Consider the following 25,701-nt stretch of genomic DNA (forward strand, 5'->3'; position numbering starts at 1 on the left):
TTGCTATTCATCCAGCATCAATTTATTTTTTGACTTTTTCAGTTTCTTTATCTGTTCCCTCTCAACTTCTGTGATACTACGGGTTGGTGCGGGCATATCTTCCGGCAATGTGCCTCCGACTCGTTTGATTGTTCCCCGCACCTCACTTCCCACAATGAAGTGAACTTCATTTGCCGCATCAGCAGTGGAAATCCCATCTTTTTTAAGTTTTTCTTCTGTTTGAGATATTCTGAATAGGTTGGCTATCAGTTCTGTGCTACTCATAAAATCAAGAATTTTTTCATTCTCTTTAAGATCTTTTTTTGCATGAATTCCCGCAACAGTTAATCCACCATAAAGCCCCATATATCCTGCATTTTGAAATGTCGCATATTCCTCGTTGGTTATAACTCCTGCATTATGGGCCGCCTCTGCAAGCATTTGATTCCATTGCTTTACATCTCCGCGCACAACAAGCCGTTTATTATCTTCATCAAGCTGATTGAAATAGTCCGCAACCTCTTGCCGCCTAGTTTGAATTGCAAAATAAGTCTGCCCAAGTGCTATTACTTCTTTTCGAGGATCACCGTTTTGTACAATAAGATAACAGGCATATCGAGTAAGTTTAAAATCTAAAACATGTTTTGAAGCTACACCAGCTTCGACCATTTTGCTGACCTCAGCAAAATGGTCTTCAATGTCATATCCACTGTTTTTGCAAGCAATTCTTGCTTTGTCTATTACTTTTGCAAAATTCCTCCATTGTGTATATTCAAGCACGGCAGCAAGTTCTCGAGCATACCAAAACTCGGACCCATCTTCTGAAATATGTTTTATACTCTCAAAACTTGCATATTCTTTGGCATTTAAGTTTGGCATACTTCTGCACCCCCTCTATTATCTTTCATAAGAGTATCAATTTTTTATGACAGAAAACTCACTATTTTCACCCTGCTATATTGTTTAACATGTTGTCATCGCATATTCCTCGTCCAAGGGTTATGGTTCCTGTGAGTGATGCGCAGAGAATATGTATTGTTCTTACCATGCATTCACCGCCATTTAAACTCATTTCTATACCCTATCAAATATCTTTACGTAATCCTCATATATAAAATGCCGGTGCCTTGATTGGTTGTTTGCCTGTTTCAATATTCCACAGCCAACCATTGCTTCTACTACTTTGGCCACCGTATTAAAAGAAGAGTTTAATTCATCGGCGACGGATGGTATCTTTATTATGGGATTTTTTTCAATTTTCTTATACACAAGCATAGCATTCTTTGATGCCTTACCGAGTACCATTATTTTTTCTATATTCTTATTTCTTATAGCAATAAAGCTTTCTATCTGTTTTATAGAGTTGTCTGCCGCTACGATTATAGCTTTGATAAAAAATTTTACCCACTGTGCATAATTTCCGTTGAGCTGTGTGCTTGAAAGCCTATCAAAATATTCAGCCTTATCATGGAAGAGATCATATGACAGTGAGATAACCGGTTTTGATAACACTTTATTTTGCAATAGCATCAACATGGCAAGTATTCTCCCAACTCTGCCGTTTCCTTTTTCAAACGGGTGGATTATTTCAAATTGGTAATGAACAAGTGCAGACTTTATGAGTACATCAATGTTGTCGTCGGCTGTCATAAATTTTTCAAAGTCATCTAAAGCTGATTCCAGATCTTCCGGAGCAGTGGGATTGTACTCTTGTATATTTGAGGAAACATAGGGCTTTAGAAAAATTTGCGTTTCTCTAAACTTTCCAATATTCTTGCAGCCACTATCCTTCAATGCAATGCCTTGAATTTCACATATTAGTTGATTTGATACCGTTTTCCTCTGAGCGTACTGTATAGCCGTGACGCAGTTTATTATAGCCATCGCATTTTTAGTTTTCTCGCTGTTAGAATCAAGGATATCATAAAAAGGTGTAGTTATCCCATCAATTTGGCATGATAAATGGGCCTCTTTTTTCATGAGCAAGTTTATATATGTGTCAATATCTGGTATATACCTTGAAATGCCTTCAAGGATACCCAGAAGCCTATGTGCTTGCGATATCAGCATCATCATTTGCTCGTCCATCGGCAGCACGTTATCTGTCAAGCTGCAAAGTGGTTTAGGAGTAAAAGTATAATAACTCCTTGAATCGTATTTTCTGGATATCTGAAATTCGTAATTTCCTGAATGATTAAACATAAACATACTCCTAGATCATTATATAATCATCATAGCATGTTAAATTCATTTTTCAAGATTATACTGAAATATAAATCCCAAATACAGAGGCTTCTTTATAAAAACATCTAAAAATTTAAGCTATTCTATTTATGTCTTCTGTAACTCTATCATTAGCCTGTGTCAACTCTTACATAAAAAAACAGATGACCTTCAATTAATTATCCCATGATGATTTTTGAAGGTTTTTTATCGCTCAATCAATTTTGTAAGTTCATTTATTTCCCGAATATCAAGTACATTCATCAATCTCAGTAGATAATGACAGTCTGGTGTCGTATCGCCACTTTCCCATTTTTGATATGTTCTTACCGCAGCGCCGATTGCATCAGCAACTTGTTGCTGAGTAAGTTTTTCGCGCTTCCTAATATCTTTCAATGCTATGAAGTCAAACTCCATAAGTAGTGGAGCAATATAAAGATCATACCAAGCATCAGTTCCATCATCATTTGTACCCCAACAATTTAATCCCCAAATTGCTGTTTTTGGCGTTGCCTCAACAAAAAGAGTGCCCTTAAGTTTTTTGTCAACAACTGCCCAAATTTTTTTCGCATTCTTGATAGTTACACCAATCCATCGTAATATAGGCTGTCCATTTCTATCACATGGAAAAGTACCTTCCATTCTAAAAATGTTTCCCGATCTACTTATATATTCTCCAATAAACTGTTCTGTTAGCTCATAAATAATCGGTAGAAGATTTGCGCGTTCAAGTAATAAATTATAATCCACAATCAGATGTTCAGGAGTTTTTTTTTGAATATCAAACTTCTTTGTCAATTCTAAATAATGCGCCCATTCAAATAAAATATCTGTTCTCGAACAATATCCTGTTTGTTCAATAGGATATTCAAAAATAGTCTTAACATCAAGATTCAAGTCATATAGCATTGTTTCAAGCGTACAATACATTTTTTCGAGCCAATTATCAAAATCATGTTCAGATTGACCTGTCATGTGCTTGCTTATGATTCCATTCACATATTGTGAAAGGTTTCCTATACAGCCCTCATTTAAATCAGGTTTATAACAATAAAAAGGCAGTCTCCTAATGAACGTATCTTTCGACACAGGACGGTAGGTATAGCGATCACTCAAATCCGAGAATTTTTCACCTAAATAAGGAAATATTTCTTCGCCTACTATTTCATGTCGAGACAAGTAATCAAAGAGCTTTTCGATAACCTCTTTTTCTTGAATGTGCAACTTAATAGCATTTTGTTGTTGCTCTGTCAGATTCATAAAAACACCTCCATCTTCGTCATTAAAATTTTAACACGAATAATATGGGTAATAAAGATGTCAAATTAGTCGTCAAAATTCATTACATTCTATCTTTTATAAGCTCTACTTTACATTGTAATTTAAAACACCTTTATTTCTATGAACAAAATATCGTCACTGATGAAAAAAAATCGCCGACTTAGTTGCTACCCAGCACCTCAATCGGCGGTTTAGTTTCTTGATTCTATCTGCAACTGTATACTAACATCGGTCTTCTGTAGAATTTCACAATCTGTCTCTTTCAATAGTTTTTCTATTGGTCAACAATATATAATTCCCATTTTTGTTTCCTAAGCATTACTCTCAATTATAAAAACAATAGCTACGATTGATCATCAGCGTCATTTGAAGGGGGAACTTTGATTATCGGGGTAAATGCCTTTTCGATTATTTTTATCATGTTGTAACTTTTGACATCCAAGCTTTCGATCGCAATTCTCGTATCCGTATCCTTTATTGTTATACCGATAATGACCTGCTTCCAACCTTCAACGTCAATTATTCCTTTGAAGAATGCCTTCATATTCGATATCACGATACTGTGCTGATCAGGCTCATCAAATATCAAGATGCCTGGATGATTTCCAAGATGGGTATTTGATGTTTGAAGCAAAGCCATCGTAAAGGCCCAAATAGCTCGAATATTATCACTAGCTGATGAATCAAATTTCATATCGAAATTATTGATTACAGGCAAATAAGTATCTCGTGAAATAGATATATCATCTATATTCGAGACACTTTTATATCCATATATTCTAAGATCATTCTTAAAATTACTCTCAAATGAACTTAACTTTCCCTTGTCTTCTAATGTAAATTTTTCTTTAGGAAGTTGCGCCTTCTCGTCTAAGTATTTTCTCCAACGTTCTGAAAGCTCCGTAAGTTTTTCAAGAGAATCATTAACAGTATTTTGGAATTTCTCTAATTATTGTATCTCGTTAGCTAACTCAAGTTTTATAGACAATAGATTCGGATAATTCCTCGTCTACCGCATAAAGATCGCTTCTTAAAGAAAGAGCTAATCTTCTGAGGGTAAACAAACTCCCCTCAAAATAAGAAATTGAATTCTTTAATTCCTCTTTAGCTTTGGAATGGCCGTTCAGTGCAAATTCAAACATTTCTTTCTGAGCAACTAGATGCTTTATATTTTCATCAATGCTCATTATATGAAATTCATTGGCCAAAGGTAAAAGTGTATCAGCAATTGCCTGATTGCAAACAGGGCAAATACCCTTTATTATTTCAGACCCGATGTCTGCTCCAAGGTTCTTTAGCCTTGCGGCGTCTTTATTATTAGCTATGTCAATCTTGATAGTATCTAAACTCTCTCTAAGGCTTTTTATACTTGCATCTTCCATGTTTAGCTTTCTTCTAGCTTCATTAACTTTGTTAGATATTAAATCGATTTGCTTCTCTGTTTCATCAAGCTCAACTTGAAGCTCATCAAAGTTATCTACAATTTTAGGTTTTAGGGAAGAAAGACGACTCAATTCATCTCTCAGGTTTGAGATGTACGAGTTTATCTCTTGTCTATTAATGTACACTATGGAAACCTTAGCCCGTACAGCTTCTTCAAGAATTCGTGGTGAGTTGGGAAACCCTGAAATAATACACTGGGCAGACCTGCTGTCAGCAATGAGAGCTGTTGGATTGGGTGCTTTTTTTTTGCTGTGGTAGACTTTGTCAAAGTCATTTTAAAAATGCCCATGGTTTCTACCCGTTCTTAAGACATAAAGTGCCCGTTGTAAAACAGTGTGAATATTAGGGTCTTTAGATTTAGCAACATAGCTTTTAAGAAAAACACACGGACATAATTCTGTCGCCGCTTTATTTATCCATATATAACTTAGTCGACGCCGCTTCTTGGTTGGTTCACTTTTCATCCATAAACTTTATTACTAGGATAGCCATAATGAACGTGCTTAAAATATATCCAAAAATCGTTTCACTTGCAACGAACATTTTCGCACTGTGTGATATTGGATATATATCCCCAAAACCTGTAGTTGTAAAGGTTGTAATACTGAAATATATGCTATCAATCGCTGATAGAATCATATTGTCTTTAAATATGTAGGAATAACTTCTTGATAGTTTAAAATAGAAATCAGCATACCCCATAACTACGATAGTGCTTAATAAAATAATTTTTGGGAAAAGTAATTTAATTTGTTTTTGTATTATCTCATAAGTCAAAAGACCTAAACTTAGAAAAAAATATGCTATTAAAATAATTATAAAAGAGAGGGGTAAGAAATTCTTAAAGAAATCTCCTATAATAGTAACTAATACTATTAAATTGAAAAAAAGGATATTACTTAAAATTTCATTAGATTTCATAAAATACCTCCAAACTCATTGTAAATGCCCCCGCTTGTCAAGACACGAAGGGATTGCTTACATATGGACTAAAATTATTTTTCATTATATCACACTCTAATGAATTGCACGCTTCTTTAATTTAACTTCAATCCCTCGTGAACATCATGGATGGTAGTCGGTTGATTACAGAACATAACACCCCTTTTGACTCTCCAGAATATCCTCCTCTACCCTCTAGGAAAGTAACATTTCTACCTAAGCAATCCATATGGGTTTTACCCAAGTTTGTTGGGCAAACTATGATACCAATAATTGTTGACAGGGAAATCAGAATTGTATAGGCTAATGAGAGCAGTAATGAATAAAATTAATACTATATAATATAACCTTGATCTTCAACAAGCGCGGACCTAGAAACTACATACTTTTAATAAATTACTGCTTCCTTTTTTGTTAGAGTAACTAATGGAGGTTAATAACATGAAATTAATTAAAGAAATAGATTTACCGGGTATTGGCAAGAAATTTCAACTTCTAACACGCAGCGGAGATAAGATCGTGGTCGTGGTACATGATGATGGACGAAGGGAGATTTATCATTATTACCATGAGGACCCAGATACTTCTATCTCAATGGTAACCTTGGATGACGAAGAATCGCGGGTAATAGCTGCTATAATCGGAGGGATGACATATCGACCTAAAACATTAGAGACCGTGGACGTTGCCTTTGGCGATATGCTTATAGAATGGTACAAACTTGAGCCTGAAGCGTATGCTATTGGAAAAACCATCGGGAATATGTGTATTCGCAAGGCTACCGGTGGGACAGTTATTGCGATAGTAGACCATGATCAGAGTAAAACAGTCAATCCCGGTCCCCAGGCGGCTTTTCGAAATGGCGCTACGGTTGTAATTCTTGGCGAAAAGAACCAGGTTAAAGCGTGTAAGCATCTATTATCTCATGGGAGTATTTAGTAATGGAGCACTTGATACTGGAAATAGGACTTGCACTAGCTTTAATTGCAGGTGCAGGAATTCTGGCAGGTAAACTCAGAATTTCTATTGTACCAATTCTAATTCTGACCGGCATGATAGTTGGCCCACAGGCACCTCACATCGGCGTCTTTGACTTTAGATTTATTCAAAGCGCCCCGTTAATTGACTTCATGGGACGTTTAGGTGTGCTGTTTCTCCTGTTTTCCCTAGGGTTGGAGTTTTCTATTAGACGTCTTCTGACTGCAGGGCCATCCATAATTAGAACCGGGACAATTTATATGGTTATTAACTTGGCGATAGCTATTCTATTCCCTTTACTGCTGGGTTGGCCGATTAAAGAAATACTTGTTGTGGCAGGTATTATGACTATTTCTTCCAGTGCAATCGTGGCGAAAGTAATTGTTGATTTAAAAAGGGCGGCGAATGATGAAACGGAGATCATTTTGGGTTTGATGATGTTTCAAGATGTCTTCGTGGCTATTTATTTTTCTGTGGTTTCCGGCCTAGTTCTTGCCGGTTCCACTTCCATTTCAGAGATAATATTAAGCGCACTAATAGCCCTTTCATTTATCGGTGGTTTTCTATTTTTAGGGCATAAGTTAGTTCCAAAACTAGACCGTTGGTTGGATATTCCTTCCGACGAAACTTTTATGCTTGTAATCTTTGCTATTTTAGTTTTGGTAGCGGGTTTTTCCGAAACTCTGCACATTGCTGAAGCCATCGGAGCTTTACTAATTGGTCTGGTACTGGCAGAAACAGAACATTCCGAACGCATAGAGCATCTAATTGTTTCCTTTAGAGATTTCTTTGGTGCCCTTTTCTTCTTTAGTTTTGGTCTAAGCATTGATCCTTTTGGCTTGGGTGGGGCAGTTTGGCCTGCCCTAGCTGCTGTCCTTTTAACTCTTTTAGGCAATATTGTGTCGGGTGTTTGGGCCGGGAGGAAAGCAAGCCTCTCCTACAGAGCCTCACTTAATATTGGTCTAACTATTATTTCGCGGGGTGAATTTTCTATTATTTTAGCCACTCTTGCGAAAGCAGGCGGATTAATGACTTCATTGCAACCGTTTGCCGCCTTGTATGTTCTCATTCTCGCCATACTAGGGCCGCTTTTGACGAAGGAATCACGTTGGGTCTATAACCGATTAAGGCCATTGCTGAGATGGCCGAAGCTTCCGGATAAGAGAAAGTTAAGGAATTAAAAAGAGGTCAATGTGTTTTGAATAATAAAGTGGCCTCTTAATATCGTAGTTTTTAACTATAACCTATAAACCAAAAATGAATGAAGGTATATCCTTTCCGTAGGCAGAATATAAAAATTATTTGGATATAGGTTAAATATTTAGTCTAGGAGGAATTATCTTGCTTCGTTACGGAAAATTTATTATCGGCTTGTTCGTACTTATCGCTATATTGTCCGCTTCAAGTGGCTTTTATGAAGATTGGCTTTGGTTTAGAGATCTTGGTTATTCACAACTATTTTGGACACCTCTTTTGAGCAAATGGCTCATTCAAACTGTTAACGGAACAATTTTATTTGCTTTTATAGTATCGATACTCTTGTCTGTTCGCCATGCCATTGTTACTTTTGTCAATCACCGTTTAAGTAGTAATCTTCATCTTGTCCAAAACATGGATCGTCAGGTTTTAAGTCTAAACCAAAAGAAAGTGACGATATGGCTAGTAATTTTATCTGCAGTAATCAGTTTTTCAGTAAGCTTTGTTGCTGGATTTACTGGTTGGTTGGAAGTGTTAACTTTTGTGAATGCTACACCTTTTGGGAAAGTTGATCCAATCTTCGGTAAAGAACTGTCCTTCTATTTCTTCAAATTACCCTTTTTACAAACATTATATAATGCCTTTTTCGGGCCGCTATTTCTACTGACCTTATTTACTGGACTTTTTTATCTTGTTACCGGTATCTTACGCTTCCGTTCTCTTAAACTTTGGGAATCGAAGGCTGTGGAGATTGGCATGGCCGCACGTCGACATTTAGCCTTATTAATTGGCATACTTTTTGTTTTTAAAGCTTTCGGCTATTTCTTAGACATTTTTCAAATGTTATATTCAGTCCATGGTCATGTCGTTGGTGCAGGGTATACGGATCTAAACGCTAATCTCCCTGTTTTAATAATTCTTATCGTCCTTAGTATTCTAGGGTTTTTGCTTTCTTGGTCAGGCATAATAATAAGGGAAGTACGTTTATTGACTTTACCCGTGACTGGAATCTTCGTCTTGGGGATCTTGCTTTACGGTATTTATCCTTCTCTAATCCAGTCTTTCATTGTAATACCTAACGAATTAGCTAAGGAAGCACCGTATATCCAAAACGAAATTGCCTTGACACGTTTTGGGTATGGCCTTGATAAGATTCAAGAGCAAGATTACCCGGGCGACAGTGTTCTAACTGTTGATAGTTTAAAATCCAATCAAGAAACACTTAATAATATTCGTTTGAATGACCCTCGACCGATGTTACAAACGTATAATCAGAAACAAGGAATTCGTTTATATTATAAATTCAATGATATTGATATTGACCGTTATACAATCAATAAGGACTATCGCCAAGTCATGCTTTCCGCACGCGAATTATCTTCTAATGATTTAGATCCTAAAGCCAAAACCTTTGTCAATACCCGCTTTAAATATACTCACGGATTTGGCGTATCTGCCTCTTTCGCCAATGCGGTTACCTCGGAAGGGTTACCTTCGTTTGCGATCAAAGATGTACCATCGGTGACAGATTTTGATGAACTAAAAATTAAGGAGCCTCGAATTTATTATGGAGAATTAACAAATGACTGGGTCGTCGTAAATACATCCGTGAAGGAATTTGATTATCCGCTCGGCAATACCAATTCTGAAAATAATTATCAGGGAAGTACAGGAATTATGCTCACTCCACTTAATAAACTAATGATTTCATTACACCATGGAACCATCAGATTATACTTTGCAAATGAAGTTAATTCACAGAGTCGTCTATTGATAAACCGTAATATCAAAGAAAGGGTTCAAAAGTTAGCACCTTTTCTGACATATGATGCTGATCCCTATTTAGTCATTGACAATGGACAGTTAAAATGGATTATGGATGCTTACACTACCTCAGCTCAATTACCTTATGCCAGTAAATATAGTGATCAAAACTTTAACTATATTCGTAATACTGTAAAGGTTGTCGTGGATGCATACGATGGAACGGTAGATTTCTATGCTGTTGATACCAATGATCCGATTTTAGCGACTTACATCAAAATTTTCCCGGGGGTCTTTAAGGACATCGCCAGCATGCCAGCTAGCTTAAAGAGCCACCTCCGTTACCCTGAAACACTTTTTACCGTTCAAAGTAATATGCTTAAAACCTTTCATATGACGAACCCCTCTGTTTTCTATAATAAGGAAGATGCCTGGGATATCGCCAAAGAACTCTATTTAGATAAACCTCAAAATGTCGACCCTTATTACACCATCATGAAGATTCCCGGAGAAGATAAGCCTGAATTTGTGCTCATGCTTCCATTTACACCTGCCTCTAGCACGACGAATACTCGCAACAATATGGTTTCTTGGTTAGCTGCACGGATGGATGGAGATAAGTACGGACAATTGCTGCTCTATAAGTTACCAAAAAATACAGAAATTGATGGGCCATTGCAGATAGAGTCCCGGATTGATCAAGACCCGGAGATATCCAAACAACTTTCATTATGGGATCAAAAAGGCTCAAGCATCATTAGAGGAAATCTTTTGGCTTTTCCATTAGGCGGTAATTTCCTTTATGTCGAGCCTATCTACATGCAATCAGATAAAAATGGCAGTATTCCAGAAATAAAAAGAGTTATTTTAGCTTATCAAGATCGATTGGTTATGGCCGAAAATTTAGGGCAAGCGTTGGTCGAGATTTTCGGGGAAAATGCTCCGCAACCTACTACGCTGGGACAAGGTACTCTACCAATCGTTCAGACATTACCGGGTAGTGTAATACCTAGTTCAACTAAGGATGAAACTATTAATTCTATGATTGAACAAATCAACCAATTTCGTTCTATTTTAGATAGTATAGAGAGTCAGATTAAAGGAAGTTCGAACGGATAAGACCCAGTCCGTATAAGCACAGGAAGGTTTTAGTGAAGTGGAGCCGAATTATCATTGTATTTAGAGTTTGATAAAAGGAGAGAAAATTTATTTGGTTGCTGCAATTTTTCTATTTATCCTCGCAGGTTTAGCCGAAATAGGAGGCGGTTATTTAGTTTGGCTTTGGCTTAGGGAAGCGCGACCCCTTTGGTATGGAATTTTAGGGGGATTAATCCTAGTTCTTTACGGTATCATACCAACCTTGCAAAAGTTCCCGAGCTTTGGTAGGACTTATGCAGCCTATGGAGGAGTTTTTATAATTTTAGCAGTTTTATGGGGATGGGGAATTGATAAAAAAATTCCTGATACATACGATTGGATAGGAGCTGTCATTTGTCTGGTCGGTGTTTCCATAATTTTATGGGCTCCACGCCAGTAATTCTCAACTATTATCCACACAGTTCGTAGTAGTTCCTCGGGAAGAACTACTACTTTTCATAACCTTCATTATCGGGCTCAGAAGGGATATATTAATTGGCGAAGAACTATAAAGAATTGAATTTGAAGTTGAAAATAAGTTTTGTGATTTTTACTCCCCTATTTCTTCTCCCCTCAACCCGCTCTTCAATTCAAAAACAAAATGCGCTTGTGTGAGAATTTCTATTTCTGACCAACGCATTAAATATTTCTTCATTAAATTCTGGTAGCAGTGAATCCCTGCTGTTTATCGTCTCTAGGATTTCGTCAAACCTTTGTTTCATCACATCCTTTGATTCGATTACCTTATCCTGCTCCAACCTTTTCTTTCGTACTTCACCCAGTTCTTCAGATAGACTTTTGTATTCCTCATTATAGACCTCAGGATCAATGTTATTATTCACCTGAAACCGGATAAGCCTCTTTAACTCATTCTTTAACTCTTCAATCCGTTGATCCAAGGCTTCGGTCTCTCTTATGTTTGGCCTTTGCAAAATGATCATTTCAATATTCGCGGTCATCGTCTTGATAAAGCTCTGCCTGTTTTCATAAAGCCATCCATCAAAACATTCTCATCGACGGCCTTGAGTCCACAAACATCCTTACCATCCGATATGTAGGTTTTACATTGCCATACAACTTTCCTTAAAGTATTCTTGCTATTCCAATACCTTCTTTTAAAAATGTTCCCACAAAAACACTTTGCCACTAAAAGGATATTTGCTATTATAATCTCAATTGCTCTTCCGGACCTACGCGGCAGTATATAACAGCTCTTAGCGGTTTAAAATTAAGCTCGCCGTTATCGGCAGTCATCAACTTAACTCCATATTCGTCCATCTCATCCACACACGCCATAATCCTACACATGTCGCGTCCAATCCGGCAAACACTTTTTGCCAGCACTATGTCTACCCGTCCAGCTTTTACCACTTCCATAACCTCTTTTAAGCCCTTACGGTTAAAATCCAAGCCACTTCCCTGTTCGGCAGTAATGCCAACGACCTCCCAGCCTTGTTTCCTCGCATATTCTGCCATCTGCTCCTGTTGAAACTTTAAAGCCATGTCATCCGGGTGAGCTACTCTGCAATATATCCAAACCCGATTGCCCTGTTGTTTTATCCGATTCTTCATCTGATCATCTCCTCCTTTATCCTGTATCCCGCTTTTATTGCGGGATACAGGTGTTGTTATAATCTTTAAAATTCCAAACAATCTCAATCGCCCCATTGTTGTAGACGTGAATGACTTGAATAAATTCCTCCAGCATTTCCCTGGTCAGCTCAGTAGCAGACGCGAACCTTTGACAGCTTTGCAGTTCAGTATCTTTTTGGATTTGAAGGTTTTCCTGATTAACCGCCTTCTCCCAGTGGAGGATTAAAGCCTCCGCTGACGATATGCTTTCCGAATATTCCTCTTTTCGTTTCAGGTATTTGTCCTTCGGGATTTTCCCGTCGCAGAATTCCTCATAAGCCAGTATCTTAGCCAGCTTCAATTTGTCCAGCATGGCACGCTGTTCCTTGACCTGCTTTTGCAGCTTGGTGATGGCATCGCCGGCTTTTTCCAAACGGCCTTCTTTGGAAAGGCTGCACTGGATAAGCCGGATTTGTGCGTCTATGGCCGACAGCAGCGTTTGCGTAAGTGTCTGCTCGGAGAGCTTTACCGATTGGCATTGCTCGTTCTGAGCAGCCATTCCTGCTTCACAACGATAGAAATATTCCTTGCGAAGCAGCTTTCTTTGCAGGCTATGATTGCAGTGAGCGCATTTCAGTTTCCCGTAAAAAATATGCTTCGGCTGATTTGTCCAGCCAGGTATGATTCTTGTTTTGGATTTAGACTGCACCTTTTGGAACATTTCCTCGGATACAATGGCCTCATGAGTGCCTGGCACGATTATCCACTCGCTTTTCGGCAGTGTCACGGTTTTTTTAAGGGAAATGTCCACCTTTGTCCTCTTGCGGCTGACCAGCTTTCCGGTGTATCGTTCATCGTATAGTATCCGCCTGATGGCCACCGACGTCCATACCGTCTGGTCTCCCGCGACCTTCCAGCCCCGGCCTTTGTCGGTATGGTTTTCCCTGCGGTACATTAGCGGGGATGGCACTTTTTCCTTATTCAGTGTTAGGGCAATCTCCATGAAAGGAACACCCTCGTAGGCCATTTGAAAAATCCTTCTGACCACAGCGGCGGCAGGTTCGTCCACCACAAGGCTGTTTTTCTTCTCTTTTGACCTTGCATAGCCGTAAAAGGCAATGGCGCACAGGTATTCACCTTTTTTGAATTTCGCCTGCTGAACACTGCGGATTTTCTCGGAGATGTCCCGGCTGTAAAGCTCATAGATCAGCGTTTTAAATGCTACATCCATTCCGATAGAACTCCCGTTGCTCTTGCTGCTGTCGTAATTTTCGTTCACCGCGATAAACCGGACACGGAGAAAAGGGAATATTTGATCCAGGTAGTCGCATACCTCAAGAAAATTTCTGCCGAAACGGGAAAAATCCTTAACAAGTATGCAGTGGATTTCCTTTCGTTTTACCCTGTCAAGAAGCCGCTTTATGGCAGGACGGTCAAAATTGGTGCCGGAAAATCCGTCGTCGCAAAATTCGAGGATCTCATACTGCACAAATTCCACATGGTCAGCAAGGTAGCTGTGGAGCAAATCCCTTTGGTTCTTGATGCTGTTGCTTTCGCCTTCGTTTTCATCCTCTGAGGAAAGGCGTATATAGAGGGCTGCTTTTTTAGCCATTGCAGACACCTCCCTCTTTATAAGGAAGAATTTTCTTATATTCGTCGCCGTAGTTCCATACGATTTCAATGCTATTGTAATCAGATACCCAAATGCACTGGATCAGCTCCAATGCCATTTCTCTAGTAATAGACGTTTTGTCCTTGTATTTTTGAAACGCTTGAATCCACTCGTTTTGAGGGGTCAGGGTTTTTTCATATTTCATGCCTTCCCGTTCCAACGCATCAAGCTCTGTCTGCAGACGTTTGATATCCTCATCGTAGCTTTTTTTAGAATACAAATATTCATCCTCCGACAGCAGATTATCTGTGTAGGATTCAAACAGCGAACCTTTCAGGAAGGTGATGCGTTTCAACTTTCGACGTATGACGCTGTTTTTTTCTTCAACTTCTTTTTGCGACGTTTGAAAATCCTCCTGCCGGTTGAGCCTTTCCAGCATCCTTGCCATATCCACCGATAGGTCGATCTGGCTTTGAATGGCGGCATGTACCGATTCAAACAACTTATCCTCCCGCACCGATTTATTGGTACAGGTCAGGGAAAGGTTTTGGGCATACACCCGGCAGATAAAGCGGTAGCATACCGAGCCGGCCTTGGAAACATCCTTGTACCGCACCATTTTGGTTTTGCAGTCGTCACAGTAAAGAAGGCCCCTGAACACGTTTTCTTTATTGGAGATGTCCGCATATTTCCCGTTCAGGGAAACGCGCAGGCGGTTCTGCTCTTCTTTGATTTTTTGCACTTTGCTAAAGGTGTCCTCGTCAATGATCGGCTCATGGGTATCCCTTACAACGACCCAATCAGACTGCGGAATCATGGTGGTTGGCAGCCCGTCGTACAGGGATCTTCTACTTTTCCCTTGCGCCATGTGACCCGCATACATCAGATTGGAGGTTATCAGCTTGATGCTCTGTCCCTGCCAGATGGCGCCGCTCCCGGTGGGTTCTTTCTTGAAAATACCCGATAAATAACGATATTTTGCCGGGGATGGCGCACCCATTTCGTTGAGCCTTCGGGCAATTGTATTGATTCCTATGCCTTCCGCTTTCCAAAGGAATATCTGACGAGCAATGTGAGCAGTATTGGGGTCGGGCACCAGCCTGTGGTTGTCATCTTTGTCTTTCATGTAGCCATAGGGAGGAAACGCCCCGATAAATTCGCCGTTCCTTTGCTTTACCGCCAACGCCGAACCGGATTTCTTGGAAATGTCCTTGGCATAGATGTCGTTAATCAGGTTTTTCAGCGAAACGATAAGGTCGTTCCCGTTTTGACCGGTCAGGCTGTCGTAGCTGTCGTTCACGGCAATGAAGCGCACACCGAGAAACGGGAATATCTTTTCCATATAGTGGCCGGTTTCAATGTAATTCCTGCCGAGACGAGACAAATCCTTCACCACAATGCAATCCACTTTTCCGGCTCTCACGTCATCCATCAGCCGTTCAAATTCGGGGCGTTCAAAGTTGGTTCCGGTTCGTCCGTTGTCGCAATAAAGAGAGTATACGCGCATGTCCGGCTGCCCATCAACATACTTTTGCAGCATATACTTCTGCATTTCGATGGAATCGCTGTCCTCTTTGTGGTTGTTGTCCTCCACCGAAAGACGCGCGTATATCCCCGTGCTATAAACCTTTTCAAGCTGCTGCACAGGCATGGTGTCGGCGGCAACGGCGGATACTCTGCTTTTTCTCGCCATTTACATCGCCTCCCTTGTCGGCAGAAGCATGGGAATGGGCTGTATCCGGTTTACATTCCCGATGGTTTCCACCATCCGGTCAAAATCATACTGATACTTGAAGTGAATATCAATGCGCATCCCCTCGTGGACCAGGATTTTGTCAATGAGTGTTACGACGATTACCCTTGTCAGCTCAGTAATGTCCCTGTACTGTTTAAACCGCTCAATCCATTGGCATTTGTCGCCCTGAAAACCCAGGATGGCGTCGATTTCCTTCTGGAGCCGTGCTTCGGCGACTAAGGCGTCCTTCCGTCTACCTTCGTACATTTCTTTCATTTCCAGATACTCGGCCTTGCTGTGTACACCGCTGATCATGGATTCATACAGGCTTGCCTTAAGTAAATTGCAGCGTTCGATTTCTCCCTGGTTTTTGACAAGTTGGGCGTCGATCTTTTTAACTTCGTTCTGCTGAAAGGGCAGGGTATTGATATAGTGCAGAATACGCTCTACATTGATGATGTTTTCAATATGGGTTTTCAGCGATTGAAATACAGCCTGTTCCACCGTTTTTTCCCTGATGCGATGGGCAGTGCATTCCTTTGATGTTCGGTTGCTGCCGCACATGTAGTAGATATAGGTTTTCCCATTTTGGCAAACGCCGTTGCGCACCATATTCCGGCGGCAGTCCCCACAAAAAATCAGACCGCTGAACAGATAGACCGTTTCCTCGGCGGGTGCGACCCGCGTATCCCGCAGGAGCAGGCGGTTGACTGCCCGAAAATCCTCCGGAGCAATGATGGCCTCGTGGCTGTCTTCCACCCGTATCCAATCTTCCTGGGGCTTTAGTATCTGTGTCCGGATTTTGTGGTTGGGGGTGCTCCGTTTGCCCTGCACCAGTGTTCCAATATAAAACTCATTGCGCAGGATGCGCCCCACCGAAACGGCAGTCCATTTAGCCTTGGGGTTGGTTTGAAATCCGCTTTTGTAGTTCATCCCGCAGGACCGTTTGTATTCCATAGGGGACAGTATCCCCATTTCATTAAGTCTGTCGGCTATACGCTGCTGGCTGATGCCTTGCAGCTTCCATTTGAAAATATCCTGCACAACCGTAGAAGCATACTCGTCCACCATCAGCCTGTGCCGGTCGCTCGGCGCCTTCAGGTATCCGTATACGGCAAAGGAGCCGATGAAATCGCCTTTTTTACGTTTGATTTCAAGCTGGCTCCTGATTTTGACCGATATGTCGCGGCAATAGGCATCGTTTACCAAATTCTTAAACGGAATCAGTATCTTGTCGGAGGACGACTTGCCGCAAAAGCTGTCATAGCCATCGTTGATGGCTATAAAACGCACACCGAGGAAGGGGAATATCTGATCGATATACCGCCCGGCCTCCACAAAGTTCCTGCCGAAACGGGACAGGTCCTTGACGATGATGCAGTTGATTTTTCCTGCCCTTACTTCTTCCATCATTTTCTGAAAGTCGGGACGTTCAAAATTCACACCGGAATAACCGTCGTCCACCCGTTCCGAGCAAACACAAATATCCGGCATACCTTTCAGGTAATCCCGGATCAAATCTTTTTGGTTTACAATGCTGTCGCTCTCAACCTTGTCACCGTCCTCTTTGGAAAGGCGGACGTAGATTGCAGCATTGAAAATCTTATTGCCTGTTAAGTTTTCCATAATAGTAGCCTCCTGATTGTTGAAGTTCATCAGCAAAAACTTTCAACAACCGGGCGCCACCGATTTAAGTGCCTATTTATGCTTGATGATAGCATAAATCTAACCACGCGTCCAGATTGAACTCCAAAAGCTTTGCCATCAAATTGCAAATTTTTATTTCAGGCTCCTACAATGATTTTAAATAATGTTCCAGCCGGTCTTCCAATGTCGCAGTGGTATCCGAAAAGCTTACCTTGACAATCGCCTTGCCGCATTTGTAGCAGTAAGGATTTTTGATTTGACGGATAAAGTCCCTGACCCTTTCGGATTGGGGCAGATTTTTGTCTATTTTCACTTCACAGATATCCACCAGCGTAGCCGGATCAACCGTGCGTATATCAACATTTCGCATAGCTTCCAGATCAAGCTTCGATGCATTGTCCATTGCTTACCCCTTTCTTTTCAGTTTAAATAGTCGTTCGTCTTTTCGCTTGGCAATTTAGGCATTAAGGCTTTAGTACATCTCCATTTCTTCGTTGTCTTCCTGTTCCAGTTCAAGAGCCGCCTCCACCGTAGGAAGCAAATCCCGGACATGGCAGCCGGTACGTCTTAAGAAAATGGCTTGCAGCGCCAGCTCGAAGTTTTCATCATCCAGCGTGTTTATCAGTTCCGTAGGAGAAACCTCCATAGAACCGTTAAAAAGATTGGCCGCCAGCTTGATGAGCTTTATTTCGCTGCTGGGAAAATCCTGGGCGGACAGCATTTTTTCAAAGTCGATACCCTCACCATCAATAAAGCGGCGGGTCTTTTTATACAGGTTGTTCTTCGTGGAGAGCAAAATATATAAGGCTGACAAGTAATAGTTGTCGGCCTTTCCGTCGGGATAAATCCGGTTTTTCTTCCACAGGCAGTTCAAAACATTCTGGCGGTGGACTTCATCGTGAAAAAACGTCATAAAAGCTTCCCCCTTGTGAATGCCGCTATCGGCAGCACCCATCATACAATAAAAAACATTGTTTTATGAGAAAAGGAAAAGGGCAGCATAGGCGAAAAAGCCGACACACAAAAATACGGCCAGGGGTACGCTCTTTTGCTTTGTCGCTTTTGCGTAGATGCAGGCTGGAAGAAGCGCGAAAAAGAGGATGACTACAAGACCAAACAACCCTAAACTAAAGCCCATCGCCGCCGTCAGCTTGATATCGCCGCCTCCTACACCGCCATATTTGACGGCAAGGAGCAGCAGGCTCACGCCCGGCAGCAAAAGTCCTAAAATTCTTTCCAGCAGGGGAATATACGGCGTATTAAAAAGAGAAGCGGATACACTGCCGATCAGAAGGACTGCAATCCATGTCCAATCGGGGATGATCCGCTTCCTATAATCCGATACTGCCGCCCACAGGATGGGAACGGCGCAAAGCAGCATATTCATCAACTCCCTGTAGTTACATCATCGGAATACATGCTGTCAACCACGAATATTTTAAGCTCCCCTCCGGTAATCCATTTGGACAGCGTTCCTCCAGGCGAATGCACATCAGTGACAAGAAGCTGCACAATATAGTCCTTGTTGTCAGGGAACCACACCGGCACGTACTGTTTCTTATATCTAAAGGGTGAGCTTGGGTTTTCCCGGAAGATAAAATGATTCGTGCCGTCGGCCATCAGAGGGATAGCTGTTTCATAGCGGTACTGCGGCAGGTATACCTCCGCGGTCTGCGGGGCGGTAATCAGCTCCGGCCTGTCATAATTGGTGTCCACGGTGGTCGTTACGCTGATGGAAAAGCCATAGCCCGACTTGAGATAGCCCTTTGCCTTCGTGTCGTAGTCCAACGTGGCAGTGACTTTCAACTCCGCGTAAAACTGCCGCCATACAAATTGACCGTTTTCATAACGCTGCTCCCACCAGATAACTTTTGGCTGGTCGTTTCTTTGCCGCGGCGCCGGGATGGTTCTGCTTTCTTCCGGCTCATCATAGGTCACGTTTTTGATGACGGCCCGTTGGGTATAGGTGTTGTTGTCGGTGGAGCTTTCATTGCTCAAAGTCCGGTCGGGATTGATGGTGGCAATCAAGGTGATGTTTTTGTCGGCCTGCACATTGGGAGTATCCCATTTGACCGATACGATGTTGTAGGTGTCGCTTTCCATAACAACGGCATTTACACGCCTTGTCACCGAAAGCTCCGGAATTTCAAACAGAACAGTTACTTTCTGGCCGGGAGTGAAGTCCAGGCTTCCTTTGTTTGACACCTTGATGGTGCTGATGACCGTCTGGTTTTCCTTATATTTATCCGGCGTTATCCTTTGTACATCCAGGTCATAGGGACGTTGAACCACCAGAATTTCTGCGCTGACAGTGTTATTGCTCATATTTGCATCTGTATAGTCCTGTGGCGGTAAAATATCTGACTTGAGCTTGATGGTTGTGCCTTTCTCCCCCGCTTTTCCTTTGACGATAAAAGTCTTGGTTTCATGTGGTTCAAAGTTTGCTGTCGATGGCACTTCCTTCACAACAGTATTATCAATCAAAGAGCTTAGACTTGCTCCTGAAAGCGCTTGGTCCGTGTCATTAGTAAAATACACTGTAAAGCTGTATTCCTCCTGTTCGTAGACTGTGGGTGGCGAGGATAGATTAACCCATAAATCACATAGCTTTTCTTTTGGCACATCAGGTCCAACCGGCGGCTGATCTGGATTTACCGACGGTTTGTCGGGAATTACCGGAGGCTGATCTGGATTTACCGGTGATTCGTTAGGTATTACCGGTGGCTTATCCGGATTTACCGGTGGTTTATCAGGTATTACCGGAGGCTTATCCGGGTTAATTGGCGGGTTATTCGGCTTATCCGGTGGATTACCAGGGTTTGTCGGCTCTTTGGGTGTTCTCTCAATGACAGTGATCTTGGAAACAGCAGTGTTATTGCTTGGATTGTCATCCTTAAAGCCCTGTGGTACACCTATATTTGCCCACAGCTTATATACCTCACACTTGCTCCCTGCCTTGTCTGTGATAGTAAATGATTTTGTTTCCTGCGGTTTGAAGCTGCAATTTTCCGGTATTTGCACCAGAGCAGCCTCGTTATTTGTTCCCCGCAAGGCTGCATTCGTCAACTCCAGGTCGGAATTGTTCGTGAAGCTCACTGTAAAGCTGTAGGTCTCATGTTCATATACAGTAGGTGGTGCAAAAATGCTTGCCGATAGATCGCACAGCTTTTTCGGGTCGGGTTTAACACCAGGAGGGATAGTGTCATCCGGATTGTCCTTTGGCGCCGATGTTATCGTGGGCTTTGGCGCAGGCTTGTCAACTACCTGGATTTCTGCCGTAGCTGTATTGTTTGACAGATTGCCGTCGATAAAGCCCTCCGGTACACCGATATTGGCCCACAGGTTTATCACGTTGGCAGAAGTGTCGGCTTGGCGTTTGATGGTGTAGGTTTTGCTCTCATTAGGTGAAAAGTCCAATATCGCCGGGATTTCCTTTATTGTGGCATCGTCAGCCCTTTCTTTGAGCGGCACATCATAGGCCGGTTGATTTCCGCTATTTGTATAGGTGACATCAAAGGAATAACTGTCACCCCGGTACACCGTCGCAGGTGCATTGATGGCTACAGACAGATCATTGGCATCCTGCTTTTTAAACTTGAAATAAAATTCGGCTGCCGGAATCCTGTAATTAATCTTTTGGGTGATGGATATTTGGGTCTGACTTTCACCATCAGCATACCCGGTTGTCTCAGGTGTGTAATCCCACTCCAGACCTCTATAGATAAAGTTGCGGGATAAGAGCAGATCATCCTTTGAAAAGGTGACGCTGGTGGTTTTGTAAGGGTAAAGATACTCCGGCACCCCTTTATCCTTTGCCGAAAGTTTTCCGTAAACCTCCTGCTTGTTTTCACTGCACCAGGTGGCATCAATATCAACCTTTACAGGAGACTGATAAGAAATCGCTGCATTTCGTATAGTTCCAAAAGCGGTGATGGTCTTGGGTGTCCAATTAAAGCTTGTGCTGAGACTATCAAAATTCTCATCCACATCATATGTCCCGATTATTTTACCCGTGGCAAAATCGTGAATTTCTACAACCAAGCTCCCTTTTAGCATATAGGTCCTGCCATCACTTCTGCCGATAATCCCGGCTATACGCTCCTTCTCATATTCAGCGATGGTGTTTGCCTTGACGAGATCGATACGTTGTGGTGTAGAAAAACCCTTAATCTGCTGATCGCCGTCAAAGGCTTCCTTTAAATTCATCGCTATTGTGCAGTAACGGATATCATAGGTGGCTTTTACCTGAAAAACTACGTTTGCGGTAATTGTGAGGACTGCTCCGTTGTCCGTTTTGGCGGTGATTGTGTATGCGCCACAGGCTTCTTTGTTTTCGATGTTTAAAGTATATGTTTGAGCAATCGCCTGAGTTTTGCCGTTAAACGTTGATTGAATGCTTGTAATTGCACCCACTTTTGCAGTGGTGTCAATTTTCACCTGAGCGGGAAATTGTTCTACAGCTACGACACCGCTTTCACTCACCAGGCTGTTTACCGGAGATGTTAGGTTTATCTCTATGTCGCTGTCTGGCATTGCCAAGGCATTTCCCGGCAGCAGCATAAAGCATAAACACATCAAGGGCATGGCAAATAATGCTTTCAGCTTCATGAGAACCTCCTTAATCAATTCTGTTGTTGCTGCTGGATATGCTAAAGGGCAGCCGTATTTCTCCCGTTAAAAAGCTGAAGGTGCTGCGGGTTTTGAGCTGTCCTTCTATGGTGAGTCGGGGAGGGGCTTCCGTTGCCGTAATGCTCTGTATATCAAGCTGGTATACAAGCTTATTGTCAAAATTTTTGTCAAGCTCCTGGTCAAGCTCCATGCTGTGGTTAAGATAGTCGTATAGTTCTTGTTCAGCTATGGCACTATCCATTTTTGCAGCATCATCCCTGCGGTATTGATCCAGCATGGCATATTCAACCGATGAATTTACCCCTCGCTGCAGCTCATATTCCACCTGCTGGTACAGGCTGTCAATCCGGAAATATTCAATAATCATAGCTGAGAGGGTCAGGATGACAAACATGATCATAAAAATGAAAAATATAGCATCACCTTTTTTGCTTTTTAGAATTTGCAAGGCTTGATCCACAAAATACCCACCCCCCCTGATAGTTTTCTTTGTCAATCCGGAACCTTCCAGTACTTTTCCGACATGCCTGTGATGCTTGCCTCCATAGGTATGACAATCTGAACAGGCGGCGCAAAGGAAGGCGTGAAAACGGTAAAGACATGATTGTATTTCATCTTGACTGTAAAAGTATCTCTGAGCTGAATTTTTTGGTTTTGTTCATCACAATAATTAACATCTTCGATGCTCATGGTTGGCGACAGCCTTGTCTGCTCCTTCAGCCTGTAGAAGACATCATACACGTTGTCCGATACCTGCCCCTCAAGCTCAATGGTCCGTACCACTCTGCGGCAAATATGGTCGAGATTCAGATAGGTGGTGAAGATGCTTAAAAATGACATCACTGTCGCCATCAGCGTAATCACCACAAAGGTCTTGATAATCAGGTCGTAATAGGTGCTGCCTTTTCTATCGGAAAGCACATCTTTCAAAAGCAATGGGGGAGAAAATCTCCCCCATAAGCCCCGGCGCTGCTTGTTCATCTTCTTTACACCCCTGTCCCGGCGGTGTTTTGGCAGCCCGCCGTATGCTTTATCAGCCCAAAAGCCCGGTAATCTTACTGACAATGCTGTTCCAGATTTGTGTAATTGAACCCTGGTACAGAGTCATAAATACTGCACCCACTACCACTACAATCAGCACTACGATCAACCAGCCCGTCATCTGATCACCGGACTTGTTTGCCAATGCATTCTTTGCCTTCAAACCTGCCAACATCATTTTGTTTTTTAAAGTTCTCATTATAGAAAAATACCTCCGCATAGTTTTTTTATTGGGTTTTGTTTGTAATACAATTTTGCCAGTGTAAAAACAGAAACTTTAATTGTTAAACATTCCACCAAAAGCAAAGGGAAGAAAATCCTCCCCTATGCTTCAGTGGTGTCTTTAGTTGCCGATAGTTATTTAGCCCAGAAGGCTTGTAATCTTGGTGACAATACTGTTCCAGATCTGCGTAATAGAACCCTGATACAGGGTCATGAAGACTGCACCCACTACCACTACAATCAGGACTACAATGAGCCAGCCCGTCATCTGATCACCGGACTCGTTGACCATAAGTCCTCTTGCCTTTAACAAGGCGTTTGTCATTTTGTTTGTCATTTTGTTTCTCATACTGTTTAACCTCCCTAAGTTTTTGATTTTGCTTACGCTTGCCATGTTTCTCATGTTCTTCAACCTCCTGAATATTTTTTATTTGAAAAGGGTTGTCCCTTTTTCACATTAAAAAAGGCCCCCGACCGATCTAATTAGGTGGGAGCCTATGACATATAAAAGGCTTACAAGGGTCACTACCACAAGGGGTATGGAGGCAAGCTTTATTTTGCCGGGCAGCTTGTTGAGATTTTTTCTCAGGGCTTCTTTTGCCTTGATATCCATGTCCTTCGCCAGATACATTAAAGCCTCGCCCTGATGCTCCCCACGGTATAGACCGATGAGAGCATTTACCAAAAAAGACACCTCAATCAGTCCGATACGTTCATTAAAGTTCCGAAGCGCTGTTTCTATATCCTTAGCTTTCATCTCCATAATGAGGACGGCAACATCATAATAGAAAACCTCGCTGGAAACCTTCAGATAGTCCTCAAATATCTGGATCAAATCCACCTGCACAACGGACTTTTCGTTGCTGCCTCTCACATCTTCAAGCTTGTAGAGGATAGAGCGGACAAAGCTTGGAAGCTCTATTTCAATTAACGCTTTTTTCTCCTTCAGTTTGTCTTTGAGGTCGGTCATAAAGTGGAAATATACAATAACCGAAAAGATAAGGGTTACAGGTGCAAGCTTTACTGCCCCGATTGCCAAAAGCAGGGTTGAAAGGGGTAGGGTAAAAACAGCGCAGATGACAGCCCGGGCATAATACTCCTTTGGAGTCAAGACAAGTCCCCCACGCCTTAGCATTGCTGCCATTTTCACTTCTTTTTCCGGTTCAATCCTGATGAACCGGGATACCGGTTTTACAAGCGGCATTACAAAGATTTTTAAAAGCTTTGCTCCTGCTTTCTCTTTTTCGGTCTGTAAGTTTTTGAGGTTTTTCTTCATACTCTGTTTGGGAATTTTGAGTATTTGCCTGCAAATTAAAAATCCTGCCGCAGTCAGCAGGACAAAGACTATAATTTGATAGAACAAATTTTGACCTCCTCTATTTATTCACGGGTTTTGTCACCTTCATCACATGAAACGAAGTTGCCAAAGCGGTCATAAGCATGACTACAATCAGCATTTTCCCTATGGTGGTCCCTGTTAAAATGGAGAACCATTCGGCATTGGAAAAGCGCATCATGGGAATAATGCTGAACATCATGCCCACCGTCATCAAATAATCCCGCCATACCCTGGTCATCATGCCGTCACTTTCTATCTGCATTACTTTTGCGTCATTCATCGACTTTATCACAGGAAACAGGGCGAATTTCAGCCGTCTGTCACGATAGCAAAGAATCAGCATTTTTACCCACTCGGCAAAATACCTGTTTTTTATCTTTGCTTCTAGACGGTAAAGCCCATGCTCTATGTTCGGATTGATGAGCTTTATCTCTGAGACAAACTCATCAAAGGGCGTTGGCTTTCTTAACCTCACCGGGATATACTTATTTTTCTCCTCAACATAGGTTTCCATCGCCTTGATAATGTCGTCGCAGCCGGCATAGGCATTGGTGATGATCGACATGGTATTTTCAAGCCCTTCGATTTCCTCCCTCGCAGCCTTGGCGCTTTTTACAGTAAGGTAAAAGTAGGGAGTAGGTGTAAGACAGACTGCCATAACCGCTGCCAATCCAGCGTTGTTAAATAGCAGAAACCCGGCCATAAAACCCAACACCAGTGCTGCGGCAACCATCAGGGTGAATTTTTTGAACGTGTATCCGGTTTGCCGGAACAGGGTTGTAAATCGGATGGTTACTCTCTCGCTGATTTTCAGTTTTGCCCCTGACAGGTACAGCCGCCGCTGTTTCAAGATATTTTTCTCCACTGTAAAAGGGTTTATCTTCAGCAGGAGGAGGAAAAGGGACAGGCTGATAAGGACAAAGACCAAAGTAAGGGATATCTGGATGCTATTCATAGTCA

Annotated in this window: 27 protein-coding genes; 4 read left to right on the forward strand and 23 right to left on the reverse strand. The window is 41.9% G+C overall.

Annotated elements, in window-relative coordinates; translation table 11 throughout:
* Nucleotides 1-3: 3 nt before the first annotated feature.
* The 7 genes from dinD to DSBG_RS24260 all read right to left on the reverse strand — a co-directional run bounded on the left by dinD (nucleotide 4) and on the right by DSBG_RS24260 (nucleotide 6,097).
* Entirely contained in the window at nucleotides 4-858 is an 855-nt protein-coding gene (gene dinD, locus DSBG_RS00210) for a DNA damage-inducible protein D (protein ID WP_068962216.1), read from the reverse strand.
* A 195-nt stretch (nucleotides 859-1,053) separates the two neighbouring features.
* Nucleotides 1,054-2,181, reverse strand: coding sequence for a Fic family protein (locus DSBG_RS00215; RefSeq protein WP_068962217.1), 1,128 nt, complete (start codon nucleotides 2,179-2,181; stop codon nucleotides 1,054-1,056).
* A gap of 228 nt (nucleotides 2,182-2,409) precedes the next feature.
* A complete protein-coding gene (locus DSBG_RS00220; RefSeq protein ID WP_068962218.1) occupies nucleotides 2,410-3,462 on the reverse strand; it encodes a helix-turn-helix domain-containing protein in 1,053 nt (350 codons plus the stop codon).
* Between the two features lie 364 nt (nucleotides 3,463-3,826).
* Nucleotides 3,827-4,201, reverse strand: coding sequence for a hypothetical protein (locus DSBG_RS00225; protein WP_068962219.1), 375 nt, complete (start codon nucleotides 4,199-4,201; stop codon nucleotides 3,827-3,829).
* Between the two features lie 253 nt (nucleotides 4,202-4,454).
* A complete protein-coding gene (locus DSBG_RS00230) occupies nucleotides 4,455-5,051 on the reverse strand; it encodes a hypothetical protein (protein ID WP_141694205.1) in 597 nt (198 codons plus the stop codon).
* A 328-nt stretch (nucleotides 5,052-5,379) separates the two neighbouring features.
* Nucleotides 5,380-5,847 carry an ion channel gene (locus DSBG_RS00235; RefSeq protein WP_068962221.1) on the reverse strand — a complete coding sequence of 156 codons (468 nt, stop codon included), beginning with the start codon at nucleotides 5,845-5,847 and terminating at the stop codon, nucleotides 5,380-5,382.
* Between the two features lie 127 nt (nucleotides 5,848-5,974).
* Entirely contained in the window at nucleotides 5,975-6,097 is a 123-nt protein-coding gene (locus tag DSBG_RS24260) for a DUF2179 domain-containing protein (RefSeq protein ID WP_083236645.1), read from the reverse strand.
* Nucleotides 6,098-6,309: 212 nt separating this feature from the next.
* Between DSBG_RS24260 and DSBG_RS00240 the strand changes: the two genes are divergently transcribed.
* The 4 genes from DSBG_RS00240 to DSBG_RS00255 all read left to right on the forward strand — a co-directional run bounded on the left by DSBG_RS00240 (nucleotide 6,310) and on the right by DSBG_RS00255 (nucleotide 11,344).
* Entirely contained in the window at nucleotides 6,310-6,807 is a 498-nt protein-coding gene (locus tag DSBG_RS00240) for a cation:proton antiporter regulatory subunit (protein ID WP_068962222.1), read from the forward strand.
* Nucleotides 6,808-6,809: 2 nt separating this feature from the next.
* Nucleotides 6,810-8,027 carry a cation:proton antiporter gene (locus tag DSBG_RS00245; protein WP_068962223.1) on the forward strand — a complete coding sequence of 406 codons (1,218 nt, stop codon included), beginning with the start codon at nucleotides 6,810-6,812 and terminating at the stop codon, nucleotides 8,025-8,027.
* A 160-nt stretch (nucleotides 8,028-8,187) separates the two neighbouring features.
* On the forward strand, nucleotides 8,188-10,926 hold the full coding sequence (locus DSBG_RS00250; protein ID WP_068962224.1) for a UPF0182 family membrane protein: 2,739 nt from the start codon (nucleotides 8,188-8,190) through the stop codon (nucleotides 10,924-10,926).
* A gap of 91 nt (nucleotides 10,927-11,017) precedes the next feature.
* Nucleotides 11,018-11,344: a YnfA family protein gene (locus DSBG_RS00255; protein ID WP_068962225.1), complete on the forward strand. Its 327-nt coding sequence runs from the start codon at nucleotides 11,018-11,020 to the stop codon at nucleotides 11,342-11,344.
* Between the two features lie 190 nt (nucleotides 11,345-11,534).
* On the opposite strand, the gene DSBG_RS00260 is transcribed toward DSBG_RS00255, so the two are convergent.
* From DSBG_RS00260 to DSBG_RS00330, 16 genes are all read right to left on the reverse strand, one after another.
* A complete protein-coding gene (locus tag DSBG_RS00260) occupies nucleotides 11,535-11,903 on the reverse strand; it encodes a hypothetical protein (RefSeq protein WP_068962226.1) in 369 nt (122 codons plus the stop codon).
* A complete protein-coding gene (locus tag DSBG_RS24265) occupies nucleotides 11,900-12,091 on the reverse strand; it encodes a recombinase zinc beta ribbon domain-containing protein (protein ID WP_176716120.1) in 192 nt (63 codons plus the stop codon). The genes DSBG_RS00260 and DSBG_RS24265 overlap by 4 nt, the downstream gene beginning before the upstream one ends.
* A 17-nt stretch (nucleotides 12,092-12,108) precedes the next feature.
* Entirely contained in the window at nucleotides 12,109-12,516 is a 408-nt protein-coding gene (locus DSBG_RS00265) for a recombinase family protein (protein WP_176716121.1), read from the reverse strand.
* A gap of 34 nt (nucleotides 12,517-12,550) precedes the next feature.
* Nucleotides 12,551-14,128, reverse strand: coding sequence for a recombinase family protein (locus DSBG_RS00270; RefSeq protein ID WP_068962227.1), 1,578 nt, complete (start codon nucleotides 14,126-14,128; stop codon nucleotides 12,551-12,553).
* The gene (locus tag DSBG_RS00275) at nucleotides 14,121-15,821 is read right to left on the reverse strand and encodes a recombinase family protein (protein ID WP_068962228.1); all 1,701 of its coding nucleotides are present in this window, start codon (nucleotides 15,819-15,821) and stop codon (nucleotides 14,121-14,123) included. Before DSBG_RS00275 ends, DSBG_RS00270 begins: the two co-directional genes overlap by 8 nt.
* A complete protein-coding gene (locus DSBG_RS00280; protein WP_068962229.1) occupies nucleotides 15,822-17,489 on the reverse strand; it encodes a recombinase family protein in 1,668 nt (555 codons plus the stop codon). It lies immediately after the preceding gene.
* 166 nt (nucleotides 17,490-17,655) lie between these two features.
* The gene (locus DSBG_RS00285) at nucleotides 17,656-17,913 is read right to left on the reverse strand and encodes a DUF6870 family protein (RefSeq protein ID WP_068962230.1); all 258 of its coding nucleotides are present in this window, start codon (nucleotides 17,911-17,913) and stop codon (nucleotides 17,656-17,658) included.
* 69 nt (nucleotides 17,914-17,982) lie between these two features.
* A complete protein-coding gene (locus DSBG_RS00290) occupies nucleotides 17,983-18,423 on the reverse strand; it encodes a hypothetical protein (RefSeq protein WP_068962231.1) in 441 nt (146 codons plus the stop codon).
* 63 nt (nucleotides 18,424-18,486) lie between these two features.
* Nucleotides 18,487-18,897, reverse strand: coding sequence for a prepilin peptidase (locus tag DSBG_RS00295; RefSeq protein WP_242877348.1), 411 nt, complete (start codon nucleotides 18,895-18,897; stop codon nucleotides 18,487-18,489).
* The gene (locus DSBG_RS00300) at nucleotides 18,897-22,118 is read right to left on the reverse strand and encodes a DUF8195 domain-containing protein (protein WP_068962233.1); all 3,222 of its coding nucleotides are present in this window, start codon (nucleotides 22,116-22,118) and stop codon (nucleotides 18,897-18,899) included. Before DSBG_RS00300 ends, DSBG_RS00295 begins: the two co-directional genes overlap by 1 nt.
* A 10-nt stretch (nucleotides 22,119-22,128) precedes the next feature.
* Nucleotides 22,129-22,599, reverse strand: a complete 471-nt coding sequence (locus DSBG_RS00305; RefSeq protein WP_176716122.1) for a hypothetical protein — start codon at nucleotides 22,597-22,599, stop codon at nucleotides 22,129-22,131.
* A 32-nt stretch (nucleotides 22,600-22,631) separates the two neighbouring features.
* Nucleotides 22,632-23,120: a DUF4320 family protein gene (locus DSBG_RS00310; RefSeq protein WP_068962234.1), complete on the reverse strand. Its 489-nt coding sequence runs from the start codon at nucleotides 23,118-23,120 to the stop codon at nucleotides 22,632-22,634.
* Nucleotides 23,121-23,172: 52 nt separating this feature from the next.
* On the reverse strand, nucleotides 23,173-23,379 hold the full coding sequence (locus DSBG_RS00315; protein WP_242877349.1) for a hypothetical protein: 207 nt from the start codon (nucleotides 23,377-23,379) through the stop codon (nucleotides 23,173-23,175).
* Between the two features lie 162 nt (nucleotides 23,380-23,541).
* Complete coding sequence (locus tag DSBG_RS00320) at nucleotides 23,542-23,751, reverse strand: hypothetical protein (RefSeq protein WP_068962355.1); 210 nt, start codon at nucleotides 23,749-23,751, stop codon at nucleotides 23,542-23,544.
* A 108-nt stretch (nucleotides 23,752-23,859) separates the two neighbouring features.
* A complete protein-coding gene (locus DSBG_RS23470; RefSeq protein WP_242877350.1) occupies nucleotides 23,860-24,765 on the reverse strand; it encodes a hypothetical protein in 906 nt (301 codons plus the stop codon).
* Nucleotides 24,766-24,778: 13 nt separating this feature from the next.
* Nucleotides 24,779-25,696: a type II secretion system F family protein gene (locus DSBG_RS00330; protein ID WP_068962357.1), complete on the reverse strand. Its 918-nt coding sequence runs from the start codon at nucleotides 25,694-25,696 to the stop codon at nucleotides 24,779-24,781.
* Nucleotides 25,697-25,701: the final 5 nt, after the last annotated feature.

It is taken from the genome of Desulfosporosinus cupriresistens (genome assembly GCF_001707885.1).
In the GTDB taxonomy this organism is placed as follows: domain Bacteria; phylum Bacillota; class Desulfitobacteriia; order Desulfitobacteriales; family Desulfitobacteriaceae; genus Desulfosporosinus.

Bases quoted from the DNA above. Each gene is read 5' to 3' on its own strand.
- dinD (WP_068962216.1), bottom strand. From the start codon at position 858: ATGCCAAACTTAAATGCCAAAGAATATGCAAGTTTTGAGAGTATAAAA.
- DSBG_RS00215 (WP_068962217.1), bottom strand. From the start codon at position 2,181: ATGTTTAATCATTCAGGAAATTACGAATTTCAGATATCCAGAAAATAC.
- DSBG_RS00220 (WP_068962218.1), bottom strand. From the start codon at position 3,462: ATGAATCTGACAGAGCAACAACAAAATGCTATTAAGTTGCACATTCAA.
- DSBG_RS00235 (WP_068962221.1), bottom strand. From the start codon at position 5,847: ATGAAATCTAATGAAATTTTAAGTAATATCCTTTTTTTCAATTTAATA.
- DSBG_RS24260 (WP_083236645.1), bottom strand. From the start codon at position 6,097: ATGGATTGCTTAGGTAGAAATGTTACTTTCCTAGAGGGTAGAGGAGGA.
- DSBG_RS00240 (WP_068962222.1), top strand. From the start codon at position 6,310: ATGAAATTAATTAAAGAAATAGATTTACCGGGTATTGGCAAGAAATTT.
- DSBG_RS00245 (WP_068962223.1), top strand. From the start codon at position 6,810: ATGGAGCACTTGATACTGGAAATAGGACTTGCACTAGCTTTAATTGCA.
- DSBG_RS00260 (WP_068962226.1), bottom strand. From the start codon at position 11,903: ATGACCGCGAATATTGAAATGATCATTTTGCAAAGGCCAAACATAAGA.
- DSBG_RS00265 (WP_176716121.1), bottom strand. From the start codon at position 12,516: ATGAAGAATCGGATAAAACAACAGGGCAATCGGGTTTGGATATATTGC.
- DSBG_RS00270 (WP_068962227.1), bottom strand. From the start codon at position 14,128: ATGGCTAAAAAAGCAGCCCTCTATATACGCCTTTCCTCAGAGGATGAA.
- DSBG_RS00275 (WP_068962228.1), bottom strand. From the start codon at position 15,821: ATGGCGAGAAAAAGCAGAGTATCCGCCGTTGCCGCCGACACCATGCCT.
- DSBG_RS00280 (WP_068962229.1), bottom strand. From the start codon at position 17,489: ATGGAAAACTTAACAGGCAATAAGATTTTCAATGCTGCAATCTACGTC.
- DSBG_RS00285 (WP_068962230.1), bottom strand. From the start codon at position 17,913: ATGGACAATGCATCGAAGCTTGATCTGGAAGCTATGCGAAATGTTGAT.
- DSBG_RS00290 (WP_068962231.1), bottom strand. From the start codon at position 18,423: ATGACGTTTTTTCACGATGAAGTCCACCGCCAGAATGTTTTGAACTGC.
- DSBG_RS00295 (WP_242877348.1), bottom strand. From the start codon at position 18,897: ATGAATATGCTGCTTTGCGCCGTTCCCATCCTGTGGGCGGCAGTATCG.
- DSBG_RS00300 (WP_068962233.1), bottom strand. From the start codon at position 22,118: ATGAAGCTGAAAGCATTATTTGCCATGCCCTTGATGTGTTTATGCTTT.
- DSBG_RS00310 (WP_068962234.1), bottom strand. From the start codon at position 23,120: ATGAACAAGCAGCGCCGGGGCTTATGGGGGAGATTTTCTCCCCCATTG.
- DSBG_RS00315 (WP_242877349.1), bottom strand. From the start codon at position 23,379: ATGAGAACTTTAAAAAACAAAATGATGTTGGCAGGTTTGAAGGCAAAG.
- DSBG_RS00320 (WP_068962355.1), bottom strand. From the start codon at position 23,751: ATGAGAAACAAAATGACAAACAAAATGACAAACGCCTTGTTAAAGGCA.
- DSBG_RS00330 (WP_068962357.1), bottom strand. From the start codon at position 25,696: ATGAATAGCATCCAGATATCCCTTACTTTGGTCTTTGTCCTTATCAGC.